22 protein-coding genes are annotated in these 19,191 nt (G+C 43.1%); 8 read left to right on the forward strand and 14 right to left on the reverse strand.

Annotated elements, in window-relative coordinates; translation table 11 throughout:
• Positions 1–165: 165 nt before the first annotated feature.
• The 7 genes from crcB (ACFOGI_RS09335) to ACFOGI_RS09365 form a co-directional block, all read right to left on the reverse strand.
• Positions 166–510 (reverse strand): fluoride efflux transporter CrcB, encoded by a 345-nt coding sequence (gene crcB / locus ACFOGI_RS09335; RefSeq protein ID WP_390271697.1) that lies wholly within the window; start codon positions 508–510, stop codon positions 166–168.
• Positions 507–884, reverse strand: a complete 378-nt coding sequence (crcB, locus tag ACFOGI_RS09340) for a fluoride efflux transporter CrcB (protein WP_390271699.1) — start codon at positions 882–884, stop codon at positions 507–509. Before crcB (ACFOGI_RS09340) ends, crcB (ACFOGI_RS09335) begins: the two co-directional genes overlap by 4 nt.
• Before the next feature lie 145 nt (positions 885–1,029).
• Positions 1,030–3,723 carry a UPF0182 family membrane protein gene (locus tag ACFOGI_RS09345; RefSeq protein ID WP_390272162.1) on the reverse strand — a complete coding sequence of 898 codons (2,694 nt, stop codon included), beginning with the start codon at positions 3,721–3,723 and terminating at the stop codon, positions 1,030–1,032.
• A 189-nt stretch (positions 3,724–3,912) separates the two neighbouring features.
• On the reverse strand, positions 3,913–4,191 hold the full coding sequence (locus ACFOGI_RS09350) for a hypothetical protein (RefSeq protein ID WP_390271701.1): 279 nt from the start codon (positions 4,189–4,191) through the stop codon (positions 3,913–3,915).
• A gap of 256 nt (positions 4,192–4,447) precedes the next feature.
• Positions 4,448–4,846, reverse strand: coding sequence for a VOC family protein (locus tag ACFOGI_RS09355; protein ID WP_390271703.1), 399 nt, complete (start codon positions 4,844–4,846; stop codon positions 4,448–4,450).
• Positions 4,847–5,626 (reverse strand): phosphosulfolactate synthase, encoded by a 780-nt coding sequence (locus ACFOGI_RS09360; protein WP_390271705.1) that lies wholly within the window; start codon positions 5,624–5,626, stop codon positions 4,847–4,849.
• A complete protein-coding gene (locus tag ACFOGI_RS09365) occupies positions 5,623–6,306 on the reverse strand; it encodes a 2-phosphosulfolactate phosphatase (protein WP_390271707.1) in 684 nt (227 codons plus the stop codon). The genes ACFOGI_RS09360 and ACFOGI_RS09365 overlap by 4 nt, the downstream gene beginning before the upstream one ends.
• A 282-nt stretch (positions 6,307–6,588) precedes the next feature.
• Here ACFOGI_RS09365 and ACFOGI_RS09370 point away from each other — a divergent pair, with 282 nt between their 5' ends.
• The 4 genes from ACFOGI_RS09370 to ACFOGI_RS09385 all read left to right on the forward strand — a co-directional run bounded on the left by ACFOGI_RS09370 (position 6,589) and on the right by ACFOGI_RS09385 (position 10,379).
• A complete protein-coding gene (locus tag ACFOGI_RS09370; RefSeq protein ID WP_390271709.1) occupies positions 6,589–7,299 on the forward strand; it encodes a phosphoadenylyl-sulfate reductase in 711 nt (236 codons plus the stop codon).
• Between the two features lie 200 nt (positions 7,300–7,499).
• Positions 7,500–8,483: a GMP reductase gene (gene guaC, locus ACFOGI_RS09375; protein ID WP_390271711.1), complete on the forward strand. Its 984-nt coding sequence runs from the start codon at positions 7,500–7,502 to the stop codon at positions 8,481–8,483.
• A gap of 129 nt (positions 8,484–8,612) precedes the next feature.
• Complete coding sequence (locus ACFOGI_RS09380) at positions 8,613–9,113, forward strand: DUF3231 family protein (RefSeq protein WP_390271713.1); 501 nt, start codon at positions 8,613–8,615, stop codon at positions 9,111–9,113.
• A 48-nt stretch (positions 9,114–9,161) separates the two neighbouring features.
• Positions 9,162–10,379: an MFS transporter gene (locus ACFOGI_RS09385; RefSeq protein ID WP_390272164.1), complete on the forward strand. Its 1,218-nt coding sequence runs from the start codon at positions 9,162–9,164 to the stop codon at positions 10,377–10,379.
• Positions 10,380–10,383: 4 nt separating this feature from the next.
• Here the strand turns inward: ACFOGI_RS09385 and ACFOGI_RS09390 are convergent, their stop codons facing one another.
• From ACFOGI_RS09390 to pruA, 3 genes are all read right to left on the reverse strand, one after another.
• Positions 10,384–10,998 (reverse strand): YitT family protein, encoded by a 615-nt coding sequence (locus ACFOGI_RS09390; RefSeq protein WP_390271715.1) that lies wholly within the window; start codon positions 10,996–10,998, stop codon positions 10,384–10,386.
• Between the two features lie 199 nt (positions 10,999–11,197).
• Entirely contained in the window at positions 11,198–12,202 is a 1,005-nt protein-coding gene (locus tag ACFOGI_RS09395; RefSeq protein ID WP_390271718.1) for a proline dehydrogenase family protein, read from the reverse strand.
• A 210-nt stretch (positions 12,203–12,412) separates the two neighbouring features.
• Positions 12,413–13,960 carry an L-glutamate gamma-semialdehyde dehydrogenase gene (gene pruA / locus ACFOGI_RS09400; protein WP_390271720.1) on the reverse strand — a complete coding sequence of 516 codons (1,548 nt, stop codon included), beginning with the start codon at positions 13,958–13,960 and terminating at the stop codon, positions 12,413–12,415.
• 322 nt (positions 13,961–14,282) lie between these two features.
• Between pruA and ACFOGI_RS09405 the strand changes: the two genes are divergently transcribed.
• Entirely contained in the window at positions 14,283–15,662 is a 1,380-nt protein-coding gene (locus ACFOGI_RS09405) for a sigma-54 interaction domain-containing protein (protein ID WP_390271722.1), read from the forward strand.
• A 54-nt stretch (positions 15,663–15,716) separates the two neighbouring features.
• Here ACFOGI_RS09405 and ACFOGI_RS09410 read toward each other — a convergent pair whose 3' ends face one another.
• The 3 genes from ACFOGI_RS09410 to ACFOGI_RS09420 all read right to left on the reverse strand — a co-directional run bounded on the left by ACFOGI_RS09410 (position 15,717) and on the right by ACFOGI_RS09420 (position 16,833).
• Positions 15,717–16,040, reverse strand: a complete 324-nt coding sequence (locus ACFOGI_RS09410; RefSeq protein ID WP_390271724.1) for a DUF4870 domain-containing protein — start codon at positions 16,038–16,040, stop codon at positions 15,717–15,719.
• 78 nt (positions 16,041–16,118) lie between these two features.
• Complete coding sequence (locus ACFOGI_RS09415) at positions 16,119–16,316, reverse strand: helix-turn-helix transcriptional regulator (RefSeq protein ID WP_390271726.1); 198 nt, start codon at positions 16,314–16,316, stop codon at positions 16,119–16,121.
• Positions 16,303–16,833, reverse strand: coding sequence for a DUF6773 family protein (locus ACFOGI_RS09420; RefSeq protein WP_390271728.1), 531 nt, complete (start codon positions 16,831–16,833; stop codon positions 16,303–16,305). The genes ACFOGI_RS09415 and ACFOGI_RS09420 overlap by 14 nt, the downstream gene beginning before the upstream one ends.
• Before the next feature lie 207 nt (positions 16,834–17,040).
• Here ACFOGI_RS09420 and ACFOGI_RS09425 point away from each other — a divergent pair, with 207 nt between their 5' ends.
• The 3 genes from ACFOGI_RS09425 (at position 17,041) to ACFOGI_RS09435 (ending at position 18,732) form a co-directional block, all read left to right on the forward strand.
• The gene (locus tag ACFOGI_RS09425; protein ID WP_390271730.1) at positions 17,041–17,940 is read left to right on the forward strand and encodes a GNAT family N-acetyltransferase; all 900 of its coding nucleotides are present in this window, start codon (positions 17,041–17,043) and stop codon (positions 17,938–17,940) included.
• Positions 17,941–18,029: 89 nt separating this feature from the next.
• The gene (locus ACFOGI_RS09430; RefSeq protein WP_390271732.1) at positions 18,030–18,413 is read left to right on the forward strand and encodes a TIGR02328 family protein; all 384 of its coding nucleotides are present in this window, start codon (positions 18,030–18,032) and stop codon (positions 18,411–18,413) included.
• A gap of 148 nt (positions 18,414–18,561) precedes the next feature.
• Complete coding sequence (locus tag ACFOGI_RS09435) at positions 18,562–18,732, forward strand: hypothetical protein (protein ID WP_390271734.1); 171 nt, start codon at positions 18,562–18,564, stop codon at positions 18,730–18,732.
• 99 nt (positions 18,733–18,831) lie between these two features.
• On the opposite strand, the gene ACFOGI_RS09440 is transcribed toward ACFOGI_RS09435, so the two are convergent.
• Positions 18,832–19,035 carry a hypothetical protein gene (locus tag ACFOGI_RS09440; protein WP_390271736.1) on the reverse strand — a complete coding sequence of 68 codons (204 nt, stop codon included), beginning with the start codon at positions 19,033–19,035 and terminating at the stop codon, positions 18,832–18,834.
• Positions 19,036–19,191 lie beyond the last annotated feature (156 nt).

Genomic DNA, 19,191 nt, shown 5'->3' on the forward strand with positions numbered 1-19,191 from the left:
AACGGCTACAATGACCTTCACCGCTCGGGACTCGAACCCTAAAGCGTGCGCACATGCCGGGCACACATAAAAACCAAGATGGAAATTACCTCCATCTTGGTTTGCTTTTACTCTCTTTTATCCTATTGTTACTTGAACTCTCACCATGAATGATAAATGCTTATTTCATACAGCAAGGAACACTGCAAGTATGCTCAGCGCGGAAGAAGTGATGACATAGATTGAGGCCATACCTATCTTTCCTCGACGCAGTAATAAGACTGTTTCATGGCCAAATGTAGAAAAAGTAGTAAATGCCCCACAAAATCCTGCTCCTCCAAGCACCCATAGCCACCCTGGAATCAGGCCTTGTGTATGTAAGCCTACCATCATCCCCAGCAGTAGAGAGCCCATAATGTTAACCAGCCAAGTCCCTGCCGGAAAAACTCCCCATCTATTGTTCAGTAAACCTCCGAGATAAAAACGTGCCCCGGCCCCAAGAGAGCCTCCAATGCCTACCAAGATCATCATGGTCGGTCCCCCTTTCTTCCAGCCAATCTATATCCTGTATAGGCAAACCATAGTCCTCCGATAATGCTTCCGGTTATGTAAAAAACAGCCAACCATATGGTATCAGCTTTCAATAATTCCACGGATTCAACCGAAAAGGTGGAAAATGTCGTAAATGAACCAATGAATCCTGTCCCGATCACCAACATATATGGTTGCCTATTCCTACTCCTTTGCGTGATGATAGTCAAAAACCATCCCAGCAAAAAACATCCGATAAGATTGATCATCAGTGTGCCGAGCGGGAAACCTCCCCCTATTGAAATCCACTCACCGAGACCATACCTGGCAACAGAACCGAAAAATCCTCCAATCATGACCCATAGTATTCTCATTATCGGCTCCTCTCCAAACATCTACTGTAATAAGGCATCAGTATATCATAATACGGACAGCGCTAGTCCTGCTGGATGAAAACTATCCTATTGAACTGGAAAAGATAAGAAAAGCGCCCCCTACTGGGAGCGCTCTGAATTCCTTCTATTCTTCCAACTCACTCAGTCTGTTTTCAATGTCTTTCATAATACCTCCAGCCTCTTCCCAATTTCCATTGGAAAGTGCATTTTGGTATGCCTCAAACAAGTCGGAGATCTCTCGCAATGTCTCTTCTGATTCCATCATCGGCTGATTTGGGTCTTCAACCCCGTCTTGCCCCTCTTCTTCCCCTTCTCCCGGTTCCACACCTGGATCAATAAGGCTGAGCATCCGTTCAAGGGCCTGCTCAAAAGTGGCTTCCATTACGATTCGATCACCATAAGCAAGGATGATTTGCTTCACTTCAGGAAGAGATGTCTCATTAGAGGACTCGATATAAATTGGCTCTACATACATTACGGTGTCCTCTATTGGAATTGCCAGCAGGTTGCCGCGAATGACTTCAGACCCACCTTGTGACCAGAGATTCAACTGCTGAGAAATGGTGCTGTCCTGGTTGATCCGGTTCTCGATTTGTTGCGGTCCATAGACGTTCTGCTGCTTAGGGAATTGGTAAACAAATGTTTCGCCATAATTGTCCCCATCATTGCGAACACCCATCCAGGCAATCATATTCTGCCTGTTCCTCGGTGTAAACGGCATCATCAATACAAACTCTTCCTCTTCGTACTCTGGGAGCCGCATCGTCACATAATATGGTTCCATTTCAATATCTTCATTGAAGTATTTTTCCGTCGGGAATTCCCATCGGTCTTCCCTGTTATAGAAGACTTCTAGATTCGTCATATGATAGGTTCCGTACATGGATGCCTGTATCTTGAACAAATCGACTGGATACCGGAAATGGGACCTCACATCCTCTGGAACATCGTATGTGAAGAGATTCGGAAAGATTCTTTCATAGGTTTGGAATAGTGGTTCCTCCGGATTTGCCGGGTAAAAATCCACTTCCCCCGTATAAGCATCTACCGTCACTTTTACTGAATTCCTAATATAGCTTTCATTTCCCTGGTGAGGCTCCGAATACGGATAGCGATCTGCTGTAAGATAAGCATCAATCATCCAAGCTAGACTTCCGTCATCCCGCACAAAAATATATGGATCATCATCATAATCAAAAAATGGAGCAATTCGTTCCACTCTGTCCATAATGTTTCGTGTCTCCAGCAGTTGACTTTCTCCTGTCACTTGATCGGAAACAAACATGCGGAACGATCCCTCATTCAGTGCAAACAGCAGACGGTTGATACCAGACAATGGAATCCCTGTATCTGCTTCATATGTTGTCGACATATTTTCATCACCGGATGGATAGTCGAATTCTTCTACAGCACTGTTGACGATCACACTATTATAATTCTGTTCGCCAAAATAGATCTGTGGTCTGGAAATTTCCATATCGCCTTGGGGCGGAAGATTTTTCAGCATATACTCCGGCTGTCCCTGTGAAGTGATCTCATTTACATCACTCATCGCTACTCCATAACCATGGGTATAACGAAGATTCTGATTGACCCATGTTTGGGCCTGGGATGGGAGATCCGCAGTACTTAATTCTCTCGCACCAAGGAACACCTGTTGATACTCTCCATCGATTTCATATCGGTCCACATCGATATCATTGAACTGATAATACGTACGGAAAGTCTGCAGTTGATTATATACATCCAGTATCGGTCGTGCGTCGTTGATCCGAACATTATTTAATGTCAATTGATTACGTTCAGCCATATCAGCATCCAAGGTTTGTTCCCCCGGGTGCTCCCTTTCATCAATTACATCCAAATCATAGGCAGCCCGGGTGAATTCCAGATTATGTTCCAGGTATGGCGTCTCTTTGGAAAATTCATTTGGGGACACCATAAAGTTTTGCACCACAATGGATGCACCTTGAGCAAGGATCACCACTGCCACATAGGCGATAACCGGTGTCAGAATGGATTTCATCCTTCCGCGTACAAGGGAAATGATCATCCAAATGCTTCCGATGACCGCAACTGCTGCAAGTACATAGGATGCAGGAATATTGATCACCCGATCCGTATAGCTGAGCCCATGGACCACACTTTCTTGAAACAGGTTAACCTGATTGGTTAGCAATGTTCCATATGGTTCAAGTGCGTGGATGCCTGCCAGCAAGAGGCCGATAAAACCAAGCGTCACGCCCATATGCATTTGGGCAGTACGACTCATCCGATACATGTTGAAGGCAGAATAGAATCCGATCTCGACCAACAGGAAAAAAACAGCCAGTCCCAACAGGATGCCAAGCACCAATTCCATGAACGGCAATACATACATATAAAAGGAAATATCCATATCGAAATACGGATCAGTTTCTCCAAATGAAGTATGATTCCACAACTTGAGCCAAGGTTCCCAACCGATGCCTTGTACTACACTGCTGCCTATCATCCCCACAACGATCGAGAGACCGACCAGTATAGGTCTGCTCTTTTTACGGTTCTCAAGGAAAGGCGGCAGTTGATTCTTATGAAAGTGGCCTGCATATGCATTACGTATCCAAGACAGGGTAATGTATGTCAGCACCGAAAAAAGGATGAAACCAATAGCACCTAATAGTATCTTGCTTCCTATGATCGTTGTAAACACATTGGAAAACCCTAAATTCTCCATCCATATGTAATCTGTAATCCAGCTGAAAAACAGAAGAAGAAGAATTCCAAGTACCAACACAATCCCTGCTATGATTCCTATCTTCTTACCGAAACGCTTCATCCTCTCTAATTGTTCTGGATTGATATTATTTGTATTGTCCAAAAATGACCCCCCTCATTGCAATCGCATTTCTCTTAATCTATGATAACAGATATGGAAAGCGGTTGCCTTCTTAAATTATACGGGGTTTCTTACTAAAGGTTTCAAAAAAATGATGTAACACCTGACCAGTGATTTCCAAAACACTGGTCATTCCTTCTTCCCATCGACTTTGTGGGGGTCGTCATTCCCTTTCTCTTCCAGATCCACATTCTCTAAATCCAGCCAGGACAGCATTTCTCTTACGACCGTATTAATTTTCCCATTTACCATATCGTCACCATATTTTTTCTTTGCACGTTCGATATTTTCCATGACATCTTCACTAAAATGAATGATCGGCTGATCATCCTCCAAGTTATTGAACAGATCAAGAATTTCATCTACTGCTTTGTCAAAACGGTTACGTTCTTCATCGTTAGCTTTCATTATGATCACCCTTTATTACTCTGCCCGATTTTCCCCTAATTACTAGCAGTGCCTGAAGATTACCTCGAAAATCCGTTTATCCTAGCAGAGAAGCATGAACTGGAGTGGAGGGAATCACCATTGCCGCATGGCTGCTTACCGCTGAAAAAATTATCCGGCTGATGATTAGTGGCCTTATATAAAGGAGATTGTCGAGCTTAGAAAGGTGAAGAATTACCGTGTGCATCCCTCACCCTCCCGTTGCTCTACAATTTAATCAGTAGGCCATTGCAGCCTCGTGGTAATATTTGAATTCCAGCAAGTTATTCGACGGATCAATCAGAAAAAATGTCAGGTGTTCCTCCCGTTTCCCTTCAAACCGTATCATCGGTTTCTTGAAGAATGGGAGTTCCTCCTTAATAGCATATTCCAACGTCTCCTCATATTCTTCTCTGTCCAGAAAAGTAATACCGAAATGTCGAGGGTACATCTTTGGTTGCTCATCAATTTGATGTGGACTTAAATGGCAGACGACTTGATCACCAAAGAAATCGAAAGTTACCCGGTCATCGTACCTTCTTGCTAATTTGCATCCCAGCTTCTGATAGAATTCTGCCGTTTCATCCAAATCCTTGCAAGGAATTGCCAAATGAAACACTTTATTTGTATTTCTCATTCATCTCTCCTCCTGTTCTCTCATTACAAAAAATGTGTCTGACCGCAGGCCTAATCGCAATGTCTCTAGGGAAATGACATCAGACAGGGCAATATTCGCGAGATTCACATGGGGACCAATCCTATTTATAAACAAACTTTGCATTTTTTTCGTAGGGGCCTCAAAGATCAGTTTTTCCATTGGAATACGAGAGGTTTCTATCCCGCCTAACACATCATCTCGCACCTCTCCATCGCTTCCGCACAGACCGCTCGTGCCACTTTCTCGTGCTTCAGTAATGACTTTGTCTGCTCCTGCTTCCATATCTTCATGAATACAAGCCAGCCATTCAGCCGAACTTTGGGCTGCAGCTGTGCGAGGATCCTTATTCCCAACCTCGCTGAAAACGGTGAAATCTCTAGAAAAATCAGTGATAAATCGGGCCTTATCTTTATTAGAAAGGAGAATGGTCCCATTTGATATTTCGACATGGGTACAGCCGTAGTGCCGGCAATATTCATAGTACTGATCGATTTTGTCTTGGCTTAAAAACTTTTCAAACAGGGTTCCGCCAAAGAAAAATCCAATGTTATTATCTTTTAAAAATTCTATTTTGTTATCAAGAAAATCCGTGACCAATGAAGTTCCCCAGCCGAACTTCACCATGTCAATATACATATGGAAGCTGTTGACAACATCCTTGAAAGATTGGATTGATGCCCCGTTATCAATGACGATTGTCATTCCTGCGTTTCTTGGTTTAGCTTCTCTAAAAGGAAGCTTCAGATCGACATCTCTCATAAATGAACCCTCTCTATCATTGGTATCTTTCCAGACTGATTGATTTTCATGACAAAGTCAGTGTCCAGTTCCTTCAAACATCTCGTAATATCTTCAGGACGGAAGATGGTACTGTCAGCCAAGAATTTTTCGGCTGCTTCCGATCGGATTATCCTCTCCCGTACCTGATTCTTTGTAATGGAGGTGTCATCTTTTATGAGGCTTCTAATATATTCGGCACAAGCAAGGTCATCATCCCCCGTCGGATGAGAGGCAATGATCTGGATGGTTTCGAGTCCTTCTCCCATTCCGCGCCTGATAAATTTGGCCGTCATCTCTGCATTAGTGAATCCAGTGACAAATACATGCTTGGAGTTCAAAGAGTTCAAAGCTGCCCTCACGCCATTTGTCGTCTTCTGAACTAGTGACTTTCCATACAGATGCGCTCTTGCTACCTGATCAGGTGAGTTTTCAAGATCAAAACCCTCAATAGCCTCACCATGCACCTCTCCAGCCAGGAGATAATCCGGATTGCCTTCCTTGATCTTGAATGCCTGTTCTATCGTCTGCGCAAGATAGATTCGCTCTGCCCCCTGTAAAAAGGCATAGTGGGCAACCGTAAAAGCCCGGATGACATCTATTACTATCACTGCATCCGCGGCAGCCTGAGGCCCACTCCCCTGATAAATCGAAATCTGCAACTACCCTCTCCTCCCATCAGGTCCCAGTGGAAAAGATTCCAACATGACTTATATTCGCTCACCCTATGTATATTCGCCCAGCAAAATAGCGTGAATAACAAAGAAGCAGCCAGCCTATTCCGATGGTCCACCCGGAACAGTATTCTGATATCTGCCATGTCCCTCTATTTCGGAACAAACTCCCAAATGCTGAATACTTTGATTCAAGACAGATACCCAAAGTATTTTGCTGTCTTGAGAAGGCACTTGCTTATCAAATTTCACATGAAGCGGGGAGAGTATATGGAACAAAAACTGACTTTCGACCAATGGAGCGACCAGACTCAGGAAGAGCTGAACAACGGATTCAGCGATTTCATGGGTGTTATTAAATGGGCCTATCGTGCGTATCAGAACAGAATCCTCTATGCCTGCAGTTTTGGAGCAGAAGGCATGGTACTTATTGATTTGATTTCCAAAGTGACCCCCGATGCCACCATAGTTTTTTTAGATACGGATCTTCATTTCAAAGAGACTTATGATCTAATCGAAAAAACAAAAGGAAAATATCCAAAATTGAATATACGAATGGCTCGGTCCAACTACTCTCTGGATCAGCAGGCAGAAGAGTTCGGGGATAGACTTTGGGAGAGCGACCCTGATACATGTTGCTACTTGCGCAAAATCGAGCCTTTGAAAAAGGAGCTGGCTAATGTGGATGCATGGATTTCGGGGCTCCGCCGTGATCAGTCCATAACTAGAAAGAATACGCAATTTATTAATAAAGACCATACATTCCAGAAAGTGAAGATTTGCCCCTTGATTCACTGGACATGGGAAGATGTATGGAATTACATTGAATTAAATGAGCTTCCTTACAATGAACTTCATAACCAAAACTATCCGAGTATCGGCTGTGAAATGTGCACCTTGCCTGTAGCTCTGAATGGGGACTACCGTTCCGGACGATGGTCTGGTTCTGCAAAAAAAGAATGTGGCCTCCATCAGGATTAAAACATCTATGTAAACGCAAATAGGATGGGTTCATCGGCTTTACAGGCTTGTAAAGCCTTTTTGTCCTCCCACACTCTATGGCAAGCACGTATTATTGACACATAAAAATTTTGACAACCCCCTCCAAATAAGGTAAATTACAAATATGCGAACGTTTAAAAATATCATTAGCATATTATTCGTTTTTAGGGGTGTAATGAATGGAAAACGTATTTGATTATGAAGATATACAATTAATTCCCGCAAAATGTGTAGTAAACAGCAGGTCTGAATGCGATACGAAGGCAATGTTGGGCAAGCATACGTTTAAGTTACCTGTAGTTCCGGCGAATATGCAGACAATCATTGATGAGAGTATAGCCAGCTATCTGGCCGAAAATGGATACTTCTATGTCATGCATCGGTTTGAACCGGAGCGTCGGGCTTCATTCATACGCGATATGAAAAATAAAGGATTGATTGCCTCCATCAGTGTCGGCGTGAAAGATGAAGAATATGGATTCATTGAACAACTGGCTGCCGATGGCCTTGACCCGGAGTATATTACGATTGATATCGCCCACGGCCATTCTGAAGCAGTTATCCGAATGATCCGTCACATTAAGCAGCATCTTTCACATAGCTTTGTGATTGCAGGGAATGTCGGTACCCCTGAAGCTGTGCGTGAATTGGAACACGCAGGAGCAGATGCTACGAAAGTAGGAATCGGTCCCGGTAAGGTCTGTATCACCAAAATAAAGACAGGATTTGGAACTGGCGGCTGGCAGCTGGCGGCACTTCGCTGGTGCGCTAAAGCAGCAAGCAAGCCAATTATCGCTGATGGTGGTATCCGCACCCATGGGGATATCGCGAAATCCATCCGCTTTGGAGCTACAATGGTTATGATCGGTTCCCTCTTTGCTGGGCACGAGGAATCTCCAGGCCAAACGGTTGAAAAAGATGGGAAACTTTTCAAAGAATATTTTGGATCTGCTTCAGAGTACCAAAAAGGCGAGAAAAAGAATGTAGAGGGAAAGAAAATGTACGTGGAACATAAGGGCTCTCTTCATGATACATTGGCTGAAATGGAGCAGGACCTTCAATCGGCTATTTCCTATGCAGGTGGGACAAAGCTGGAAGCGATCCGTAATGTTGATTATGTAGTAGTCAAGAATTCCATTTTCAATGGCGACAAGGTATATTAATTTGGATATCATCACTGATGAGCAGGAGCCGATACTCTTGCTCATCTTTTTTATGGAAATTACACTAAATAATTTCTTTTCTTTCAGGGATACTAATGGAACAAATAATTTGTAGGAGGTCATAACTTCATGGGGATTCTAGGTGAAACACCACAGGACATACCATTGCATTCTGGTGAAGTCTTCCACTTATGGTCTTATCTACAGTCAGCCAAAGAGGTGCTGGTGACCATGCAGGTGCTGATCAACCATACAGGAGATCATGACCTGAAAGTGCTTCTTGAAGACATGCTGGAGAATGGATTTACCCAGGAAGAGCAGCAAGTGGAGACACTGCTTAAGAATACAGGGATTCGCTTGCCCCCAGCTCCGCCTGATCGTCCTAATGTAGAATTGCAGGATATCCCTGCCGGGGCCCGTTTTAATGATTCGGAAATCGCTCGTTTGGTTCAAAAGGAGCTTCTCAGCGGAAAAATGCTCTGCAGTTATGTTACCGGGATATCCATGCGAGAAGACATCAAAACAATGTTCTCAGAATTCCATACAGAAAGAGAAGAGTATGAAGTAAAACTATTAAAGGTGATGAAGGAAAAGGGTTGGCTGACATCACCTCCAATCAACATAAAATGATGAACAAGAGCAAGGAGTGGGGAATAAGTGAGAAAGAAAAATAAAAGCATGGCAATCGTCGCCATCGGTTCGATCCCATTGATGATGACATTGGGTAATTCCATGTTGATACCTATTTTCCCCCAAATGAAAACTTCTCTAGATCTCTCTCAATTCCAGGTGAGTATGACCATAACTGTATTTTCTATTGCTGCGGCGATCTTTATCCCGATCATCGGCTATTTGTCTGACAGATTCTCCAGGAAAATCATTATCCTTCCCTCGCTCATTTTATTTGGACTTGGAGGGCTGCTGGCCGGTTTTGCCTCTGCTATATTCTCCAATTCCTATGTTTGGATATTAATCGGGAGAGGCCTCCAAGGAATCGGTGCAGCTGGTACTGCCCCAATTGCCATGGCACTTACTGGTGACTTGTTCAAGGGCGGAGAACAGAGTCGTGTATTAGGAATTTTCGAAGCTTCTAACGGACTTGGAAAGGTTCTCTCCCCCATCTTAGGTGCTCTGGTCGGATTAATCGCTTGGTTTTCCGTCTTCTTTGTTTTTCCTGCTTTCAGTCTGCTTTCAGCTATTCTGGTCTGGCTGTTTATCAAGGAAAAAAGCAATCGCCAGGCACCTCCCCCCTTCCCTAAATATGTGAGGGGACTATTGAATGTTTTTAAGCATGAGGGAAGATGGCTGTTCACCACATATTTAGCCGGAGGAACTGTCCTGTTCACATTATTCGGCATCCTGTTTTTTCTATCGGATACTTTAGAGCAAAAATATTCGATAGACGGTGTTCCCAAAGGATTTATTTTGGCCATACCTCTGTTGGTAATGGTCACTATAGCCTATATTACCGGGAGCAAGATTGGCAAAAACCTCGAGAAGATGAAAAGTCTTACTGTGACGGGTTTTATACTGATGACCATCTCTTATGGCTTGCTCGTTTATTTCGATAAAATCATACCATTTCTATTGGTCCTTGCTGTCAGCAGTGTCGGCGCGGGACTTGTCCTCCCCTGTGTAAATAGTATTATCACAGGTGCAGTCGGAAAAGAAAGAAGGGGGTTCGTCACCTCATTATATGGATCTGTCCGCTTTCTCGGGGTAGCGCTTGGGCCACCAGTATTTACCAGGCTGATGGAGTGGTCGAAAACAGGTATGTTCTTGTCTATTGCATCTCTCACTTTTCTTGTTGGACTGCTTGTCCTCCTTCTGCTCCATGTAAAAGGCAGAGATGGCAAGGAAAAGAAGAATACACCGATTCGATACAAATATATTTAAGCATTTATGGCTTTTTTCTAAAGCCAAGGGTGTAAAGTCGGTAAAATTGAAGCTGGCAAATCAAATCCACCATTTTGGTTGATATCCATTGGCTGATAAGTGCCAGAAAGATCAATCTCAAATCGATGATCAAAGCCGTAATCACAAAGATACATCCGTTCAACAAGAACAGAGGTCTACCCGGGAGAATATTCCTTCCGGAGGAAATCATTAGAGCCACTACACCAATTCCGCCATTCGACACACCTTGACGCATTAGGATCCCTACTCCTGTTCCTAAGAAAACAGATCCTAAAACCAAATCATATAATAAATGCCGATTGACAATTAGATTTTGCTGCTGGAAAAAATCGACGGATAATGAAGTAATCGTGATTGCGATTACGGTCCAAACCACAAACCGTTTCCCAAAATAATTCACTGCAAGCAATAGAAAAGTGAAATTGACAACCCAAAGGGCTGCTCCCATGCCCAGGCCGAATGTGTAGTTCAGCAATACGGCTAGACCGCCTGCCCCACCAGATGGAATGAAGTGGGGAAACAGAAATAAGCCCATGCCGAATCCCTGTATAGTACCGCCTAAAACAACTAGTCCACCCTTCCACATGAATCGGTTCATCAATCCCCCTCCTCCTACCCTGCCTCGGGACAACCTCCGACCATTATATTCGCTCCGCAAGGGAAACATGAATCCGACGAGACATGCCTAAAAGAGGGGGCAATTTAGGCAATCAGGGCTTCCCCACTTATGCCAGGGGCCTTTTTAGGGGCGATAAAAAATGACCAGGCACAGAATCGTGTGGTCATTTTTACTCTCCCTATTTCACTTTCTTTTTACGTCCCAGCATAAGCAAGAGCGTGCCAGCAGCCAATCCTCCTGCAATCAATGGTTCTTTTTTCAGTTTATTATCTTTTGTGTAGAAGGTGTCTTTAAGGACCAAATTCATATTCTGTGGGCGTTCAGCAAGTCGGCGCATAAAGTAGCCGAACCAATCCGTACCGAAAGGAATATAGGTGCAGAAATTATATCCTTCCTCTGCCAGAGCAAATTGCAGGTCATTCCGAAATCCGTATAACATTTGGAATTCAAAGGTATCTTTGTCAATTTGATGTTCTTTGACAAAATCCTTCAATTCACTGATGATGAAGTGGTCATGTGTCGCAATGGACGTAAAAGCATCGCCAAGCAGGCGCTGTTTAGCAATGGATAGAAAATTTTCATCAATAGCCTTTTTGTCATGATAAGCGACATCCGGACTTTCTTTATATGCACCTTTCACCAGACGAAGTCGCACATCCTTCAATCCCTCCAAGTCATTCTGCGTACGGAACAGGTAAGATTGGACGACCGTGCCCACATTCTCATAGTCTTTTCTCAACAGCTGAAGTACATCTATTGTTTGTTGATAATGGGAATAATCTTCCATATCGATATTGATGAATATGCCATATTGTTCTGCAACGGCAAGCAGTTCTTTCATATTTTCGATACAAAACGACTCATCGATATCAAGCCCCAGCTTGGTAAGTTTCACTGACAAGTGACAATCTAGTTCATCTGCATGGATCTTCTCCAAGATATGAATACACTCTTCTTTAGCTTCCAGCGCTTCTTCTTTTTCCGTTACAAATTCACCCAAATGATCAAGTGTGCAGCAGATTCCTCGACGGTTCAATTCGTGTACTGTATCAGCAACGCTATCCATATTGGTACCCGCTACAAATTTTTCAGCTCCCATACGGAAACCCCATTTTTTTGCACTTTCGTTTAAAACTCTATTATTTGATAAGCCTATGAAAAAGTCTTTTGTCAAATTCGCCATATCCAGCAGCTCCTTTATCTAATTGCTTATAATTATACAAAAAAATGTATAATTAAACAATAATAATGTAATAAAAATCCCAATTGCAGTTTACTGCTAAGTTGGAATAAGCCCTGGCTTAGCTGAATGCGCTTACCCTTATTGTATATCATATGAATAGTCGCAGCGAAATGATGCCGCTGCAACTATTCCTGATAGTTTAATAGTTCATTAAAATGCTTGGGAAAGCGTCTTAGCTTCCAGGAAGTGCTGCAGATAATCCGGTCCGCCTGCTTTGGAATCTGTACCAGACATCTTGAATCCCCCGAATGGTTGATATCCAACAATTGCACCGGTGCATCCACGATTGAAGTACAAATTACCAACATCGAAGTCATAACGTGCACGGTTCAGGTGTTCCCGGTTGTTGGAAATCACAGCACCAGTCAGACCATATTCCGTATTGTTGGCAATATCCAACATCTCATCAAAATCGTTCGCTTTTGTGAAGGCCACCACAGGTCCGAATATTTCTTCCTGCATCAAGCGGGCTTCCGGGTCGATATCTTTAAAGATTGTAGGATGGACAAAATAACCTTCTGTGTCGTCTGCCTCTCCACCGAAAACAAGCTCCCCTTCGTTTTTGCCAATCTCAATATACTCTTTGATCTTGTCAAACTGCTTTTGGTTGACTACGGCTCCCATATACACATCTTCCTCCGCGGGGTTGCCGACAGTAATGTCTTCAGCAAGCTTTACCGTTTTTTCAAGAACTTCATCATAAACATCCTTATGAATGACTGCTCTAGAGCAAGCAGAGCATTTCTGCCCGGAGAAGCCAAATGCAGAGTAGAGAATGGCCTCAGCAGCTACGTCGAGATCTGCATTGTCATCCACTATAATGGTATCCTTGCCACCCATTTCTGCCACCACACGTTTCAGGTGTTTCTGGCCTTCCTGTACTTTGGAAGCACGTTCAATAATACGCGTACCGGTGGCACGGGAGCCGGTAAAGTTGATGAAGTGTGTACTAGGATGGTCCACCAAATAATCTCCGATTTCAGCCGGGTCTCCCGGAAGGAAGCTGAGGACGCCTTTTGGCAGACCAGCTTCTTCAAGCACCTCGACCAGCTTATAAGCAATTACCGGTGTGTTTTCGGATGGCTTCAGCAATACCGGGTTTCCGGCAACTATTGGTGCCACAGTTGTACCCGCTACGATTGCAAATGCAAAATTCCAAGGTGGAATGGTTACGCCAGGCCCCATTGCTTGATAGAAATAAGTGTTCTCTTCTCCGACACGGTCATTGATTTCTTTCCCTTTAGCAAGCTCAATCATGTGACGTGCATAGTATTCCATAAAGTCAATGCCCTCTGCCGTATCGGCATCCGCTTGCCCCCATGGTTTATTGCCATCGTACGCAAGCCATGCTGAAAATTCATGTTTCCGGCGGCGTACAATTGCCGCAGCTCTGTAAAGTATCTCTGCACGCTCGACCGCTGTCCACTTCCTCCACGTTTTGAATGCTTTTTCAGCAGATTCCATCGCCTGATCTACATGCTGCTTCGTCGCTTTAGAAACTTTTCCGACAATCTCTTTTTTATTCCCGGGATTATATGATATGAGTTTGTCATCGGTATAAATTTTCTCTCCGTTTATAATCAATGGATATTCCTGTCCCAGCTGCCCTTTCACTTTTTTCAAAGCAGCTTCGAATTCCTCCCTGTTTTGTTTGATTGAAAAATCCGTAAATGGTTCATGTTTGAATGGTAATACCATATAAAAACCCTCCTGTGGCATGTTTTGAAATGCAACTAACTTTATAAATGGCAGCTCAGTTATTCTGAGTCCTCACTTATATATATGCAAAAAACGTGCCAATTTAATAATCTGTGCCTTGAAACGTTTAAATGAGTCTTCTAAACCCCCGATATATAAGCGCTTTCAATTGATTAAAAATTTTTTCTATAAAAAATAAAACTACAGATTTGGCAAAAAGTCTGGACTTTTGTTTACAAATGTGTAAATAGACTTTACACTTTAGTTAACAGTTTTGTTAATATACTTAACACTTTCCCTATAAAAAAGGAGGCTCCCTCTCTTGGTTTCTAATCTACTTGCCTACCTGGAAGCTGTACTGGCTGCAGAAGATGATGCAATTACTATTATAGGAGCAGATCAAAAGGTTTTATTTTGGAATGAATCTGCTGTTCAGACATATGACATAACGAATGACGATATTATCGGCCGGCCTATTCAAGAATTCTTCGATACGGACGACTTGATGATTCTCAATGTATTGGAAACAAAACAACCGGTTCAAAGCGCCTACCACCGTCCCCGCAAAGATAAGCACGTTGTTGTTAATGCTTCCCCTATCTTCAGTCAACAGAATGAGCTGATCGGGGCTATTTCTGTGGAGCGGGATATCACCCAAATCGTAAAGTTGAACGATAACCTTTTGACAACAAGCACCGAACTCAATGAGCTTCGTCAGATGGTTTATACCAATAATGAAGCAACTCCATTTTCCAAGTTGAAGGGGAAAAGCAAAGTGTTGCAGCAGACAATCCAAATTGCCATGAAAGCATCCAAGACCGACGCCACAACGTTGATCTTGGGGGAAAGCGGTACAGGTAAAGAGGTCTGTGCCAGAGCCATCCATGAAGCCAGCCCACGCCGTGAGGGTCCATTTATTCCTGTCAATTGTGGTGCCATACCGGCTGCATTATTTGAGAGTGAGCTGTTCGGATATGAAGGAGGGGCTTTTACTGGGGCAGAAAAAAATGGGAAGAAGGGCAAAATCGAAATGGCGAACAATGGCACCTTATTCCTTGATGAAGTTGGCGAGCTCCCTTTGGAAATGCAAGTCAAACTCCTGCGGGTTCTACAAGAAAGGGAATTGTACCGGGTGGGAAGCTCTACCGGGACGCCGGTAAATGTTCGGTTCATAGCCGCAACGAATCAAAACTTGGAAGCGCGAATGGAAGAGAACCAATTCCGCTCCGACCTTTTCTATCGGCTGAATGTCATCCAAATCACTATGCCTCCACTTCGCCAGAGAATCAATGATATTCCTGCACTGACACAAAGCTTTCTAAAGCAGTTTGCCTCTCAGTATCAGGTTCCAACGCCTGCTCTTGAGACTGATGCCATGGAAGCAATGCTTCACTATCATTGGCCCGGAAATGTCAGGGAGCTGCGCAATATAGTGGAACGGATCATTATCCTGTCCGACTCTTCATTGATCAGGAAACAGGACCTGCTAGGATTTTTCCAACCGTCCAACCAACAGGAAAACAAATCGGCACAGTTCCCTGAGAGATCTCTTCCCCAAGAAAAGGAGAACATCGAAAGAAAACGACTGGAAGAGGCACTTCAACAAGCTGGTGGAAATAAGACGGCAGCTGCTCAGATGCTCGGAATCTCTCGGGTTACCCTTTATAACAAAATGCGGAAATATGGTGTAGTCAATTATTGACTAGTGAACAGCCGGAGTTTTTGACTCCGGCTATTCATGTACCGTATGGATTGCTCACTTGATCATATGAATGGTCAACGGTATGCGGTAATGTTCTCCTTGGTAAGACTTTACTGCAGCAATAATCGTAAACAAGAAAACAAGAATCACTAATGCAATCAGCAGGACTATCCCCACCAACACAAGTATTAATATTCCTGCTACAATGCTGTAAATCGTATAGGATATCAAAAAATTGAAATATTCCTTTCCATGGTAATCTACAAACTCGGATTGATCGCGTTTCATCAGCCAAATAATCAGAGGTCCGAGTACTGGAAAGAAGAAGCTGACGACGTAGATCAGCATGGCGAACAACCGATCATCATTCGTTGGCATTTGCGGCCACCTCCTTCAGACTATATCCATATATATTATGCGGTCCATCGTGTACATGACGACAAATATACATAAAGGTTACTCTGTTTCCCAAAACAAATCATCAAGTGTACGGGAGAGCTCCTTGCAGATGGAAATACATAATTTTAGGGAGGGATTATACTTTCCCTGTTCAATCAACCCGATTGTCTGCCTTGTCACTCCGACACGTTTGGCAAGCTCTGCTTGAGAAAGGTCCCTCTCCACTCTGGCCATTTTCATGTTAATGTTTTTCATTTGAACCACCATTATTATCAAGTTGTTTGCCAGCAGAGCTGTCGCTTGCCCTCTTCATTAGAATATGGCTGATGCCGATTCCCCCTGCCAGTAATGGCACGTAGATCAACAGTGACACAAAAAATACGAGGAAGAAATACGAAACGGATTCCGTGGTCCCTTCTCCATAAACTAATGCACTGCGCATTCCAAAGAACAAAGAAAGCCCTACACCACCAAGCAATCCAATAATTGCCTCTTTTTTTCTTCTTGGCCACCTGCTTTTCCTGTCATGCAGTTCCACTTCATCAGAATAAATTCCTAACCGGATCACACGAAGCGTATAATAGCTTCCTTGTCCTATCAGTATGGCAAGTTCTGTGTAGATTCGTTCCAAGTGCCATCCGTACAGCGAAAACTTCAGGAAAATGGAAACAATGCAAATGACCAGGACCAACCAATACAACTCCCGGTATATTTTATTTTGCATAGCTGTTACCCGTTCATCTTCCATTCTATTTTTCCGGAATATCCCCATACGCTTTCCCCCTTCTTGTTTTAAACCTAGTATATGCAACTATATTGCATTATGCAATATATAAATTACAATTAGGTGAATATCATTTACTTTTTATGTTAGCGAAACGACAGATGTCAATTGGATATATGCCTGCTTAGTGCAACCCGTTTATAATGAGAGGAGTTATAAGTTATAGACAATGCGAAACAATGAGGAGGGAACGATGTGGATACAGAAATTCGAATACTGACAGAAGATGATTACCCATTTGTAAAGAGTATGGAGACCGAATTGGAAAATGATTATGTCCCACGTATTTTTGACAAGCTTTCTCAACACCCAAATAGGATGTTCGGACTGTTTAAAGATGGTGGGCTGGTCAGTATAAGCGGTTACTCCATTTATGCTGGACGGTATGCAATGCTGGGCAGACTGCGAAGCCATACAGCCTATAAAGGTAATGGCAATTCAACCAGGTTGATGCGCCATATGCTTGATGAGGTATTTCATCGGGAAAGTATTCAATGGGTTGGAGCAAATACCCAGGAAAACAACTTTCCCGCCCAACGAGTGATTGAAAAGACTGGATTAACCAAGCAAACCGTTCTGCATGGAGCCGTCTCCAAAGATGTGTCTAGGTTGCATGGTGGACACGCACCATGGAATCGGGTGAGTAGCCTCTATAGAAAGATGGAGTGGGTAGAGAAAGCATTTTTGCAGGCAGAGTCCTTTTTTCCATACGAATGTTACTACCCTTTCCCAGCAACAAAGGATCTTTTTTCTATGGAAGTGTTGCAGAAATGGAATTTCCATGAGAATGAGGAAGGCACTCGTATGGTGATTACAAACCATGATCAGAAGAAGAACCATTACCTGCATGCAGTCTATCCATGGAAGGACCTGAACTCACAACCAGGACTATGGGCGACCATTTCTTCGGATTACAAACAACTCAAAAAGAGAACTGGCGAGGACAACACGTATATCTGGGTAGATATGACAAAAGAACAAGCAAAGTCACTACCTGAGCACCATCCATTTGAGCTGCCCTCTCCTTGGATATTATACGGAATGGATAAGCAAAGCTGGGAAAATCAAAGAACCGGATATATAGCATATAAGTAGATGAAGAATCAACAAGTATTCAAAGGGGAACACCAGTAGAAACCAATTAGAATATGGAGGGGTTATTAGTGCGCCTTTGACATGAAAACTTGATACCTCATCTTCCAAGGCAACAGCTTCTTGGCCAACATAGGGAGTGTTGTGCCCTGAGAGGAAAAGGTTGGGCAAAGCCCCATGCCACGGTAAATTATGTATTCCAATATTCTCCCTATCGCCTTTACAGGTACCACCAACTAATTATGAGGGAGATGGACAAAAGAGGATACAAACATGATCCTCTATGGGACAACCCCTACTACCGAGGCAAAATCACTTCGGAGCATTCCGATGAAAGCTTGTATCAACATGACGCAGCCGCAATCAACAGCTGGCCCATCTATCCTGAACATGGTCAAGTCTACTTGAAAGAATGTTTGGATAACCTCCGTGAAAAAGGAATATGCTTGTCTAGCCCTAACTTGCCACAAGAGTAAAAGACTGCTGTCAGAAAAACAGCAGTCTTTTATGAAACATTCACTTTTTGTAATTAACATGTAAAAATGTTGTCATATTCGTTTAAAAATAGTTCTACCGGGTACTGATTACTAACCAGTAAAAAAATACCATTCGCAGGTGATCATTATGAAATATCAATCGTCGGCCAATAAAAATTTGGTCATTGAAATAGGAGAGCAGGAATTGGCTATATTGACGGAAGCCTTGGAAAAAGCAAATCCGAACATGGAAATGCTCAGTGAAATGGACCAGCTGCTATTTGCCTACCATAAAGAACTCGCTGATAAAGCTGGCTGAGCATCAATTGATCTTATACATTGAAAATATACTTACATGTTTCGGCCTTATAGCATGGGAAGGAGGAGTTGACATGATTGCAAACACTTTTACAGTTGTTCACTCTTCTTTCGCCTTTTCCATTAATATACGGAGAGGACCGGCAAATAATAGACCAGCAACAGCAGCCCCCAGGAAAACAGCTGTGTAATCCACCCAGATGATTTCCTCAATTGTAAATACATCTGTTAGAATACGGAGACTGGTAAGTATTGCAGGGAATCCCAACGTCCAAAACAGCATCAGTTTCCATCCAGTGCTCATCCACTTACCTCCTTAACAAAATCTTAAAGCAAAGTTTATAAAACATAAATATTCCTAATATTCCCCATTATATCATAAGAAAAGCTTCGTTGGTGTGGATATTTAAAACGCTGTCATTGCCGACTACGGTTCAGAAGGCGGAAAACATGTAGAAAA

It is taken from the genome of Virgibacillus xinjiangensis (assembly GCF_042643145.1).
GTDB classification, from domain to species: domain Bacteria; phylum Bacillota; class Bacilli; order Bacillales; family Amphibacillaceae; genus Virgibacillus_O; species Virgibacillus_O xinjiangensis.